We start from the raw sequence: 10,561 nt of genomic DNA, 5'->3' as shown, positions 1-10,561 counted from the left end.
CATTTCTTGATCCCGCAGACGCTTCAATTTCGATTCACCCATCGGGTGACTCCCTCGATCAACGCAAAACCCATAGCTTGCCAGCCCTTCGGCCGCTCTGCACTTCAGCAACTGAGGTTTTTAGGTTTATCAGTCAATTGAAGCGTAAGCACTCCGCGAAGCTCGATCCTCATTTCCGCATTACGGGGTGGTGTAGTCAACTCACAGAAGGGAGCTGCGCCGATGGAGCCAGGTCCGGTCTCGCATTGTTGCATCGATCGGGGAGCGATGCGAAGGATGGAAATTACGGAGAAGGTCGGTGCTTTTTCGGGCCAGAGACTGGAACGGTCACCCTGAGTAGACGGTGTTGCCTTTCTTGTCGACAACCCGGACCATGAGTGCCCCGTTGTTTTTCTTCCTGATCGCCACGTTCAAGGCTTCGCCTTCGCTGCCGTAGTGGCCGATCGTGGTCCAGCTTTCGTGGGCGTTTCTTGCCTTGTATTGCGCCTTGTACATCGCTTGCATCCTCCGCTTGATGGTTTTCATCCCGAAGAAACTTGCCCGATCGGGAGTCCTGGTTTTGCCGGTAAGCTCCGCGCTAGAAATCGTCTCTGAATCTCACGCTCCTGGTGATCTTCCACGCCGTGGCTGTGGATGACGATTCGCCCGAGGTGTTCGCCACGAAATAGCAGCGGCCGTCGCTGCCGAGTACCCATAGGCAGAGACCGCCAGCCGCATGAAATCCGGTCTCTGCATCATGGGTGCTGCAGACAATTTCTGTCTTGTAGCCGGTCCATCCATTGGCTCCGACTTTCCTGGCAGCCGGATTGCTGAACCTCCCGATGCCGGCACGAATGATGCCCTCGTCATCGAAGAATATCCGTTCTTCTGCGTTTCCCGCTGCGAAGTCCCCCTTGCCAGTCGTCAGGGTGAGCACATGGTTTCCGCTTTCGTGCGTTCCCTTGCCGTTCAGCGCCAGCTCGACCCTGCTGTTCGTCGCAGCGGTCGGCTTTGGCGCGGCCGCTCGCCGGGTCACGACATGGATGTTCCTGCCTTCGGTCTGCACGGTGAAGCCGGGCGGATGGCAGAACTCCATGGCGAGTTCCCTGCTCGCGTACGGCGACCAAGCGCGCCCGTAATGGCTGCAATCGGCCGCGAACGAACTCGTGGCGACAGACAACCCCGACAGGGCGAGCAAGGCACCGTACTTCATCGACATCGATTCGCTCATGTTGCGGATCTACCAGCTGATCGCGCCTCGCCGAACGCCTGGCGCAAATCCCGGCCGTTCAGGCGCCGAAAGGCAGGGCGCAACTGCACCTGCTTGCCCAGATTCCTGGCGAGCCACTGCCTGCCATTGCAGCGGTCGGGAATCCTGTCGAGGACGTTCGTGATCTTGCGTGCGCTCAGCGTCCCGATCGACTCGAACAACAGCTCGCAAGCCCGCCGCTCGTCGTCGCCGAAAAATTGGTCCATGAACTCGTCAGCATCCATCTCGCGCCAGGATTCGGCTTCGTCCGTGCCTTCCGCCATTTCCTCGACGAACTCACGGATGGTTGCGGGCGGGCCAAACCAGGTCAGCTCCCACAACACGCTCTGCAGCAGATCGCCGAGGGTCAGCTCGCTGCAGCGCACCGTGCGCAGGCGCTGGCCACTGCGCGTCGAGTACCGGTCGGCCTCGTGGATGTCGACCTCGCTCTTGAGGCGTAGCGGCAAGTCCAGCAGCGGCCGCAGGCTGCTGCCGGCCAGGCTGTAGCGCACAAGTCCGTCTGCGTCGGGGGGGCAGCCGTCATCGTGATCCGGCTCGCGCACGACCGACAACTGCAGGCGGCGCACGTCCGAGTACGCGCGCGCGTGCGAGTCGTAGTTCCACGCCTGCTTCAGTTCGATCGACAGAAGCTTGCTGCTTGCGGGCAGCGGGCCCAGTGCGGCCTCGGCGCAGAGTTCCTCGGCGTAGAAACGGCGATAGACGGTGAGCAGCGCGGGGCACTGCCCGAGCAGGCCGAACAGGTCGCGCAGGCGCAGGTCCGGGGCGAGTTCGAGCGGTTCGAACAGGAACTCGACCGCGCGTGCCCCGACGTCTTCGTCGTCTGGCGGTGAATCGTCGGAACGCGCCGGACGCAGCAGGCGCGGGCCGGGGTGCAGGGTCAGTGCGGGCAAGGAAAAATTCACAGGTCCGGTTTGTAGAAATCCGGGATCAAGGCAAAAGCCTCCTTGGCAATTGCCTTGTTTTTCAGCTTGACCCAGATCTGCTGATAGAGCTCCAGTCTGGCAAAACGGTCCGGTATGGCATCGATGTTGTCGATGTTGGCCATGCAGGCGTAGGTGATGATCCGGTCGTTCAGGTACGCTTCGGGAATGAACTCCAGCCTGACGCCTTCGCGGGTCTTGTCCCCGTAACGTGGCCCCGGCCTGCTGTAAGTCTCGACCAGACGAAGGATTTCGTCCTGTCTTTCCTTGAGGTTCGGGGTGCTCGCGAACAAACGCTCGATCGCCTGCCCGAAACTCCTGAGCGCTTCGGCATCGCGCTCGTCCAGCAGGCGCTTCCTCGTCGCCAGAAGTTCATCAACCTTTGCCACTTCGGCGGGGGAGAGGTCGCGCCAGCGTTTGTCGTAAGTGACGATGGATCTCGCGACTGCCTGAAAAAGGTCTTGGTCATCGCCGCCGATCGCATCGACATCGACGCCCAGCAGCGTGCAGATGATGTGCTCGATGCTGCCCGTCTCCGGGCATGTCAACATTCCGGTCACGCCGTCCTCGTCCACCCGGTAGTAACCCACCTCGAACTCGTAGTCGCCCTCTGCCGTGTCGATCGTCGTGAAGATGAACATCTCACCCGTTTCCGGGGTGATTCCTGCCCTGTGCCAGTGCTCGGACAGGGCCTCCATGAATTCTTCGTACGTCGCGGCAGTAAAGGACGAAAAATGGACGCCACCTTTGAAGTCTTCCGACAAATGCAGGTCAAACTCGCGGCTCATGCCAATCTCCAGATGTGCTGAATTCTGTCTGCTGCGCGGGCGACGGGGCTCGGGGCACCGCGTCGAGGGCGCCGCTGCCTCGACGAGCAGGCGTCAGCGCCTTGCGGCCCTCTGCCGATCCTTGCAGCGATGCCATGATACGTGTTCTCTCGTAGTCCGAAATCGCGCAGGACGCCTCTGCGCCGATGGCCTCCGCCGGGCAGATGTCGCCTCCTGTCAGTTCTCCGAGTGTATAGAATGGACGCGACAGAACTTGTCGGTGCGACGATTGCGCTGACGCGCAAGGCATGGCGAGGGGGAGGGATGAAGGTTTCGACACTGATGCGCCTGTTGCCCGTGCTGCCGCTCAAGGAATCGACGGCGCTGACGGGGCGGCAGATCACGCAAAAATTCTACAAGCTCGGTGACGCTGCTCCCGACAGCGCGCAGACACGGGCCGTGCAGCACTACCTGAAGGAACTGTGCGAGGGGACCGGCGACGACGATTCGTCGCCGCCGCTGGTTCGCCTGGAGGAACGTCCTCCCCGCTACTACCTGCGCGATGGTTCGGTGGCCGGATGGTTGATGACCGGCGAGCTCGCGCTCAACCTGCTGCTTGCCCGACGTAGCCTGTCGCTGGCGCTGCCCGGGGCCGACGAATTCGAGGTCGCCCAACTGCAGGCGGTGGCTGACCATCGGCTCGGCAGCGCGCCCGGCATGAAGCGCCTCTGGCAGCGCCTGCGCGTGGCCCGGGACGGCATCGGCCGTCTGCCGCCGCAGATCGACGCCGAGGTGCAGCGCTCGCTGTTGCAGGCGGTGATGGGGGAGCGCAAGCTGCGGATGCTTTACACCAATTCTGCAGGCCAGCGCAGCGAGCGTGACGTCAGCATCCAGGGCCTGGTGATGAAGGACGGAACACTCTATGTCCTCGGCACCGACAGCCTGTGGGACGACCCCAAGCCCTATGCCGCGCACCGGATTCAGGCAGCCGAACTCCTGCCCGAGCGCGCCCAGTTGCGCGCCGATTTCGATCTCGACGCTTACATCGAGCGCCAGTATCACTTTTCCTTCGTGGTCGACAGGCCCGATCCGTTCATCGAGCTCGAACTGCGCGTCGCTCCGAACTATCTTTACCATTTCCGGGAACGACCGCTGGCGCCCGATCAAGTCATCGAGCCCGACCCTGCGCGCGCGGGCTGGAGCGTCCTGCGCGCGCGGATCCCGGAAACCTACCTGCTGATCCAGTTCCTGCAGAGCATGGGGGCCGGGGTCGAGTTGCTGGCCCCTGCCCACTTGCGCCAGCGGATGGCCGAAGAGATGACGGCCGCTGCACGGTATTACGCGGACGCGTGAGCCTCCCGGAGCGCCCGCGCTGCCGATCGTTCGGCGGATGCTGCCACGCGACAGGTTTTGTCGTGCTTCGGTCGTATAGTCACTGCTCACCGCCCCGGCGATCCGCAGCGGATCGGCCAGGCATCACCCCGAGCGAGAGCAACACGGAGGCATCATGAACGCGATCATCAACTGCCTGGTCCAGCACGCCGTCGAATCGATCCAGATCCTGGTCGGCGACCTCGATCAACGCGCCGCCAAGCGACTGCTGACGGTCCATCTCGAGCCCGCGCACTTTGCCATGCCGATCCATGCCGCGAGCGTCGAGGCCAGGTTGATGGGCTGGTGCCGCGCCGACGAGGACATCGCGGCAGCGACCGCATTCCTGCGCTTCGAAGACACGCGCACGATGACCGGTATCGCCCGCGTGCTGGCGCGCACCCACATCAACCGGCAGGGCGTGGCCAACGTCCGCCAGGGCGCGCGCTGGCCGGTGCAGTCGCCGCGCGTCGTCGACCTGTTCTCCCTCGCCCCCGAAGAGGCGAGCCTGCGCCGCTGGACCGACTACCATTCGCTGATCGAGGCCTGGCTCGCGCTGGCCCACCAGTACGCGGCGGCCGACATCGGCGAGGATCGCCGTTTCAGGCCGGGCGACATCGACTGCCTCGAAAGGCTGGGGACGCTTTCAGCCGCGCAGGCGCGCTCGCTGAGTTCCAGGGATGCGGCGCAACTGTGCGGTAACATCGGCTGGGCCAGGGTTGTCCTCGGCCTCTTCAGCGGACTCCTCTACCTGGACGAGCGCTTCGAGTTCCGCGCCGAGAAGGTCTGGGATGCGGTCGACAACGCGCGCACGGCAGCCGAGGTCGATGCGCTGTCGCGGGACGCCCAGCGCCACGTCAGGGAGTTCGGCCCGCGCCTCGCACCGAGTTTTTTCGCCGATCTCGGCAGCCCCAATTTCGTGAAGGCCGACACACACGTCACCGACGTCGTCAGCGCAGCGCTGAAGCTGCCCGGCGACGCCGGCGCCCAGCAGAGCATCGACTTCGTCCGCGGTCTTTCCGAAAGCGTCGGCTGCGCGCCGCGGGCGATCGACAAGCTGATGTACATCGCCTGCAGCGGCAAGTTTTACCTGGCCGGTATCGAGCTTTCCAAGGCGCAGGCGCGCGGAAGGAAGATCCAGTTGCTCGATTCCTTGCGAGAGCTGTGAGCCCGCACGTCTGCAACTCTTCCCCCTAAGATCCAACATGCGCCACGCGCCTGGTGCAAACCACAGGAGAGAACTCGCCATGCCACAAGAAGTCTTCATGCAGCGCCTGCTGCACAATCAAGTCGCCAAGGGTGCCGTCGATCAGTTGCTCGCGCACTACGCCGGCAAAGCCGGCATCACGATTCATTTCACCGAAACGGACACCGGCACGCTGCTGATCCGGGTCGCCAATCCCGGCGCGAGCGGTCGCGCATCCCGGAACCTCTTTTCGATGACCTGGCGCCCCCGGCATGATGCGTTCAGGTGCCGGCTCTACGCCCTGCAGCCCGGATTCGTCGATGGCACGGGCGGCGTTCGCGGCATGCGGGTGGTCAATGACCCGCTCAAGCACGAATGCCTCTTCGATCCTGGGCAGGGGGGTGCCGATCGGGGGAAAGACAACACCGACCATTTGCTGAAGCTGATCGACCACGCGATCGGGAGTTGGAAGTAGAGACGACGGGGTCAGGTCTCGCATTGTTGCATCGATCGTCGAACGATGCGGACGGCTGCCACTAAAGAGTGTTAATGCGGAACGAATGAATTGGCAGCGGGCAGCAGGCTCGCGCGGCGTGGAACCTCCGCTAGCGCTGGCCACCCGCTGCGGGATGCGACTCACGGGGGTACCTCGAGAAACCGCGCTCGCGCCACCCGTAATTTGAAGAGCTCCCGCTGCCAAGGCGCACTATCCCACGAGTGCTGGCTTATGTGCGTGAGCATACAGACCGTCACACTCAGCCAGAGCGAAGATGGCAGCATCGCCGACATTCCCTTTGTCGGTCCATTTCCGGAGAACTCGCATGAACACCCATCTGTCGTCTCCATCCCAAGCGCCCAGGACCTTGCATCGCCATATTCTCTTCGTCGCCTGTCTGGCCGCCACCATTGGCGCGGCGACGAGCACGGGAGTTGCCATCGCCGCCGACGATGCGGCGCCTCGCGCCAAGAGCGACAGCATCGGCGCCGCCATCAGCGATACCGTCATCACGGGCAAGGTCAAAGCACGGATGGTCGGCGAAGCCGCACTGAAGCAGTCCGACATCAGCGTGACGACGACCAACGGCGTCGTTACCCTCAACGGCAGCGCGAGCAGTTCCGAGGCGAAGGCATTTGCCGAAACGGTGACTCTGGCTGTCGATGGCGTCAGGAGTGTCGACAACCAGTTGACGACGCCATCCGCCAGCACAACCTCGGCCAAAGCGAAGGAAGTTGCTGCCAAGACCGGGGAGATGGTTTCCGACACCTGGATCACGACCAAGGTCAAGTCGGAACTTCTCCTCGGCAGCGTCAGCGAAGGTTTCGACGTAAGCGTCGAGACGATCAACGGCGTCGTCGTGCTCAAGGGACGCTTGCCCGACCAGTTAGCCCTCGATCGCGTCAGGAATCTGGCGCAGCAAGTGGATGGCGTGAAGAGCGTCGATAGTTCCGTCGTCAACATTGGCGCGAGCGCTGCCGGCAAGTAGCTGCACGCCGGTGATCGGTTCAATCCGTCCTACGCGGCTTGGCCGATCGCCTCCAGAAACCGTACCCGCGCCGACCGCAGCTCGCTCTGCCGTTCTTCCGGCACCAGGCTCTGGCATTCGGCGTAGAAGGTAGCGAACGCAGCGAGCAGCTTCTCCCGCGCGATCGCTCCACCCTTCGGCGTTTCGCGCGCGGCCTCGACTTCTCCGACCGGCTTCAGCACCGCGTACTTCGGGATCAGGCGTACGCCGCCCTTGCCGGTGGCGAGCATCGGGCCGGTCTTCACGTATTCCTCGCCTTCGTACTCGAAGCGGGCACCTTGCGGGAGTTGGTGGATTTTCATGGGGAAGTCGCGCTCCTGGCTCAGGCCTCGAATGATTCGCCGGTGGCGAAGAAATGGCCGCCGGCACGGTAGTGGATCGTCCGCTGCAGGTCGTCGGCGAAATGCCAGCGGCCGTCGCTGAAGACCGCAGGATCGGCCGACGCGGCGACGACTTCGGCTATGAAGAGGTCGTAGCGGCGCTGGTTTTCCGGTTCGGTGATCACCCGGCATTCGAGCCAGCCCAAGCAACCTGAGAGCAGGGGCGCGCCGACCTCCGCCGCTGCTGCCGTCTCGATGCCGAGCGCGGCGAACTTGTCGACATCGCGTCCCGAGCTCGATCCTGCCGCCAGCACCGTCTGCGCGAGTGCGCGCGACGGGATGTTCACGACGAACTCGCCGCTCGCCTCGACGAGTTCGCGCGTCAGCGTGTTCTTGTCGATCACCACGGCCACCTTGGGCGGTGCGAAATCGAGCGGCATCGCCCACGAAGCCGCCATCACGTTGCGGCGACCGCCGGCCGCACTGCTGACCAGCGTCACCGGGCCGTGATTGAGCAAAAGGTAGGCTTTGTCGAGGGGCACGGGGGTAGGGGGGCTCATGATCGTCCTCGCTGGAAAAGCGCCGATTATCCGCGCAATCCCCGGGAAATTCCTGCCCGCTGCCTGGTGGTGTGACGCCGTCGAGTTCAGTACAGCTCCGCCAGCCCGCTCCGTATCGCCTCCGGCAAGTTCGGCTGGGCGGCGATGTCGGAGAGGAAGCTCGGGTCGTCGGCGACGGTGAGCGGGTCGAGTTCGATCGGCTGCAGGATCTCCGACAGCGGCGCCGCTCCTGCGCGCAGCGAGACGCGCTCGGGACCGGTGAAGTCGCCCGGTCCTGAATAGGGCAGGCGCGGGCGCAGGTCGAGGCCTGAGTCCTGGATCTCGTCGAGCGCGAGCGACCAGGCGAGCGGCTCGGGCGCGTCGAGCGCGCTGCGCGGCGCGGCCGTCGCTGTCTCGAGTTCGCGGGCGAGTTGCGGCAGCCGGCGGAAGGCTTTGCGCAAGGCGGTGCGGGCTTCGCACAGTGAGACTGCGGCGACGTCGGGGTCGGCGCTGTCCTGTTGCAGGTAGAGGCAGCGTGTCCTGCCGCCGACGCGCAGCGTCTCGCCCTTGCTGCCGAGGGCGGCCATTACTGCCGGCGTTCCGTAGCGCGCGACGCCATTGATCATCACCAGGCTGATCGACGTCTCCTTCGCCCGGATCAGCGCCTCGTACGGATCGCCGTCCTTGCCCGCGATCACCAGGATATCGGCACGCTTGCCGGCTTCGATCGCGCCGAGCGCCTTGTCCCACTTGAGGATCGCTGCTGCTTCCCGCGTCGCCATCGCCACCAGGTCGCGCGCGCTGAAGAAACCGGCCAGCAGGTGCTGCGAGTAGAGCCAGGCGACCTTCAACTCGCCGAGCAGGTTCTTGCTGCCCGAAGGCGACCAGTCGCTGCCCAGACCGATGCGTACCTGGGCATGGCGGGTGGCTTCCATGTGCGCGGTGGCGCCGTAGAGCAGCAGGTTGCTCAGCGGCGACCAGACCATCGTCCCGTGGTGCTGCCCCAGCACCGCGAAGTCTTCGTCCAGCAGTCCGGCGGCGTGGATCGCCGCCAGCTTCTCGTTGATCGCCCACTTGTTGCGGGCCACCTCGAGCGCGAGGAAGTGCCGGCGGGCGACCGAGTCCTCGCTGTCTGGCGGGGTGATCCCTTCGCTCAGGTGCAGCAGGAAGCAGCTCTGCTCCTTGTTCAGGCGCGCCATGAACTTGTGCGCACTGCCGGCATCGACGTCGTCGATCCGGGCCTGCGCCTCGGGAAGGGCAGGGTCGTCGGTCTGCTCGACGTTGCGCAGGATGCCGCGGAAGTAGCGCTGGATGCCGGCGTTGCTGTTGAGCTTGATTCCCTGGCTGGTGGTGACGCCGCCGAGCAGGCACTTGCATTCGACGTAGCGGACCAGCGGCGCGATCAGCGCGGGCTTGCCGGCGCTGTCGCGGTACTTGCCGATGACGGTCATCGGTCCGCTGATCAGCTTGCGATAATCGGGATGCTCCGTCCACTGGCCGCGATGCTCGAAACGCTTCGGTACCGGGCTCCAGCGCGGCAGCGCGTTGAAGGCGAGGTGGTTGTGCAGTTCGATCAGGCCCGGATAGATCGTCCCGCGCGTGGCGAGCGGGATCAACTGCGCAAAACCTTCCGGTGGCGCCTGCGAGCGTTCCTGCACGGCGACGATGGCGCCGTGCTCGACATAGACGACCCCGTCGGCGATGACGGTGAATGCGTCGTCCATGGTGACGATGCGGCCGGCCAGGGCCAGCTTCGGACCGGCGAGCGGGTCGATCGGCTGCGCCGACCGCGTGGCCTCGCTCGCGGAGGGCGCAGGCCCGGCGAGCGGATACCATTGACGTTTGATCGGGCTCATTTGACCACCCCTTTGCTGACGGTGACGGTGATGTTGCGCCGCTTGGCGAGCGGGTTGGCGCCGACGCGCCTGGCCCAGCCGTCGTTCTCACGCATCCACGCGGGCAGGCCGGCGGGGAAGTCGAACTCGGGAATCGGCACGCGATCGCCGTCGGCCCATCGCTCGCCGTAGGCGACGAGCGGCGTCGCCAGGTCGGGGTTCAGGATGTGCGGCGCCAGCGCCTGCAGCGCCTCGTTCCAGTTCGCCAGCAGCTTCTGCGTCGCTGCCGCGAGTTTTGCGCGGTCGTTGCCGGCCGAGCTCTCCGGCTGGGTCGGGTGCGTCACCGCCGCGTAGGCGAGGTTCCGGGCAGTCCCGGCTGGCGTCTCCTTCCAGAAATGCCAGGCCTCGTCGGCCGCCTGACCGAGCGCGATGACGGCCTCGACCCGGGGGTCGAGCAGCAGTGCGTCGAGCCAGCGGTGACGATAGGCGATCAGCGCCGGCGATCTGCGCGTCGCGGCCTTGACGCTGCCATGGACGCTGTAGAGGTAGGCGTTGATCAGCACGTAGCTGCGGGTGATGCCAAGTTTGTAGAGCAGTCCCTGCACGCGCCGTCCGGCTTCGCCTACCAGGATGCGGCGGACGATCGTCTCGTGCTGCGCCGGATCCTGACCGATCACCAGCACGCGCGCCGAACCGTCGAGCCGCCCGCGATGGAAGATCGGCCCCCATTCGCAACGGAACTGGTCGGTGGGATAGACGTCGGCTTCCGGATAGTCGGCACAGAGCCCGAGGAAAGGCTCGGCGACGTAGCCGGGATCGAAAGAGTGGCTCATTTGCTTCCTCCTGCAGTG

The 10,561-nt window shown here is 64.7% G+C and carries 12 protein-coding genes; 4 read left to right on the top strand and 8 right to left on the bottom strand.

Going from position 1 to position 10,561, the window contains the following annotated elements:
* Positions 1 to 327 precede the first annotated feature (327 nt).
* Genes CCR84_RS08325 through CCR84_RS08310 form a run of 4 tightly spaced genes read right to left on the bottom strand, consistent with a single transcriptional unit; the run spans position 328 to position 2,957 of the window.
* Positions 328 to 525 (bottom strand): hypothetical protein, encoded by a 198-nt coding sequence (locus CCR84_RS08325; RefSeq protein ID WP_201211297.1) that lies wholly within the window; start codon positions 523 to 525, stop codon positions 328 to 330.
* Positions 526 to 577: 52 nt separating this feature from the next.
* Complete coding sequence (locus tag CCR84_RS08320; protein WP_201211295.1) at positions 578 to 1,210, bottom strand: hypothetical protein; 633 nt, start codon at positions 1,208 to 1,210, stop codon at positions 578 to 580.
* The gene (locus CCR84_RS08315; RefSeq protein WP_201211293.1) at positions 1,207 to 2,139 is read right to left on the bottom strand and encodes a hypothetical protein; all 933 of its coding nucleotides are present in this window, start codon (positions 2,137 to 2,139) and stop codon (positions 1,207 to 1,209) included. Before CCR84_RS08315 ends, CCR84_RS08320 begins: the two co-directional genes overlap by 4 nt.
* 8 nt (positions 2,140 to 2,147) lie before the next feature.
* On the bottom strand, positions 2,148 to 2,957 hold the full coding sequence (locus tag CCR84_RS08310) for a hypothetical protein (protein ID WP_201211291.1): 810 nt from the start codon (positions 2,955 to 2,957) through the stop codon (positions 2,148 to 2,150).
* Positions 2,958 to 3,260: 303 nt separating this feature from the next.
* On the opposite strand from CCR84_RS08310, the gene CCR84_RS08305 reads away from it, so the two are divergent.
* The 4 genes from CCR84_RS08305 to CCR84_RS08290 all read left to right on the top strand — a co-directional run bounded on the left by CCR84_RS08305 (position 3,261) and on the right by CCR84_RS08290 (position 6,977).
* Positions 3,261 to 4,289, top strand: coding sequence for a helix-turn-helix transcriptional regulator (locus tag CCR84_RS08305; protein WP_201211289.1), 1,029 nt, complete (start codon positions 3,261 to 3,263; stop codon positions 4,287 to 4,289).
* A 154-nt stretch (positions 4,290 to 4,443) separates the two neighbouring features.
* A complete protein-coding gene (locus CCR84_RS08300; RefSeq protein ID WP_201211287.1) occupies positions 4,444 to 5,475 on the top strand; it encodes a hypothetical protein in 1,032 nt (343 codons plus the stop codon).
* Positions 5,476 to 5,572: 97 nt separating this feature from the next.
* A complete protein-coding gene (locus CCR84_RS08295) occupies positions 5,573 to 5,968 on the top strand; it encodes a hypothetical protein (RefSeq protein WP_201211285.1) in 396 nt (131 codons plus the stop codon).
* Between the two features lie 295 nt (positions 5,969 to 6,263).
* Positions 6,264 to 6,977 (top strand): BON domain-containing protein, encoded by a 714-nt coding sequence (locus tag CCR84_RS08290; protein WP_201211284.1) that lies wholly within the window; start codon positions 6,264 to 6,266, stop codon positions 6,975 to 6,977.
* Between the two features lie 29 nt (positions 6,978 to 7,006).
* On the opposite strand, the gene CCR84_RS08285 is transcribed toward CCR84_RS08290, so the two are convergent.
* From CCR84_RS08285 to CCR84_RS08270, 4 genes are all read right to left on the bottom strand, one after another.
* The gene (locus CCR84_RS08285; protein WP_201211282.1) at positions 7,007 to 7,318 is read right to left on the bottom strand and encodes a hypothetical protein; all 312 of its coding nucleotides are present in this window, start codon (positions 7,316 to 7,318) and stop codon (positions 7,007 to 7,009) included.
* Between the two features lie 20 nt (positions 7,319 to 7,338).
* Positions 7,339 to 7,896: a flavin reductase family protein gene (locus CCR84_RS08280; protein WP_201211280.1), complete on the bottom strand. Its 558-nt coding sequence runs from the start codon at positions 7,894 to 7,896 to the stop codon at positions 7,339 to 7,341.
* Positions 7,897 to 7,982: 86 nt separating this feature from the next.
* Entirely contained in the window at positions 7,983 to 9,731 is a 1,749-nt protein-coding gene (locus tag CCR84_RS08275; RefSeq protein WP_201211278.1) for an amidohydrolase family protein, read from the bottom strand.
* Positions 9,728 to 10,543 (bottom strand): uracil-DNA glycosylase family protein, encoded by an 816-nt coding sequence (locus CCR84_RS08270; protein ID WP_201211276.1) that lies wholly within the window; start codon positions 10,541 to 10,543, stop codon positions 9,728 to 9,730. Before CCR84_RS08270 ends, CCR84_RS08275 begins: the two co-directional genes overlap by 4 nt.
* Positions 10,544 to 10,561: the final 18 nt, after the last annotated feature.

This window comes from Rhodocyclus purpureus, from assembly GCF_016653115.1.
Lineage (GTDB): Bacteria > Pseudomonadota > Gammaproteobacteria > Burkholderiales > Rhodocyclaceae > Rhodocyclus > Rhodocyclus purpureus.
Note: the sequence above shows the minus strand (reverse complement) of the source record. Positions and strands in the feature narration are given on the sequence as shown.

What these genes read in the sequence shown, in the direction of transcription:
- CCR84_RS08295 (WP_201211285.1), top strand. Translation starts at nt 5,573, where the DNA reads ATGCAGCGCCTGCTGCACAATCAAGTCGCCAAGGGTGCCGTCGATCAG.
- CCR84_RS08285 (WP_201211282.1), bottom strand. Translation starts at nt 7,318, where the DNA reads ATGAAAATCCACCAACTCCCGCAAGGTGCCCGCTTCGAGTACGAAGGC.
- CCR84_RS08290 (WP_201211284.1), top strand. Translation starts at nt 6,264, where the DNA reads ATGGCAGCATCGCCGACATTCCCTTTGTCGGTCCATTTCCGGAGAACT.
- CCR84_RS08310 (WP_201211291.1), bottom strand. Translation starts at nt 2,957, where the DNA reads ATGAGCCGCGAGTTTGACCTGCATTTGTCGGAAGACTTCAAAGGTGGC.
- CCR84_RS08320 (WP_201211295.1), bottom strand. Translation starts at nt 1,210, where the DNA reads ATGAGCGAATCGATGTCGATGAAGTACGGTGCCTTGCTCGCCCTGTCG.
- CCR84_RS08280 (WP_201211280.1), bottom strand. Translation starts at nt 7,896, where the DNA reads ATGAGCCCCCCTACCCCCGTGCCCCTCGACAAAGCCTACCTTTTGCTC.
- CCR84_RS08325 (WP_201211297.1), bottom strand. Translation starts at nt 525, where the DNA reads ATGAAAACCATCAAGCGGAGGATGCAAGCGATGTACAAGGCGCAATAC.
- CCR84_RS08275 (WP_201211278.1), bottom strand. Translation starts at nt 9,731, where the DNA reads ATGAGCCCGATCAAACGTCAATGGTATCCGCTCGCCGGGCCTGCGCCC.
- CCR84_RS08305 (WP_201211289.1), top strand. Translation starts at nt 3,261, where the DNA reads ATGAAGGTTTCGACACTGATGCGCCTGTTGCCCGTGCTGCCGCTCAAG.
- CCR84_RS08300 (WP_201211287.1), top strand. Translation starts at nt 4,444, where the DNA reads ATGAACGCGATCATCAACTGCCTGGTCCAGCACGCCGTCGAATCGATC.
- CCR84_RS08270 (WP_201211276.1), bottom strand. Translation starts at nt 10,543, where the DNA reads ATGAGCCACTCTTTCGATCCCGGCTACGTCGCCGAGCCTTTCCTCGGG.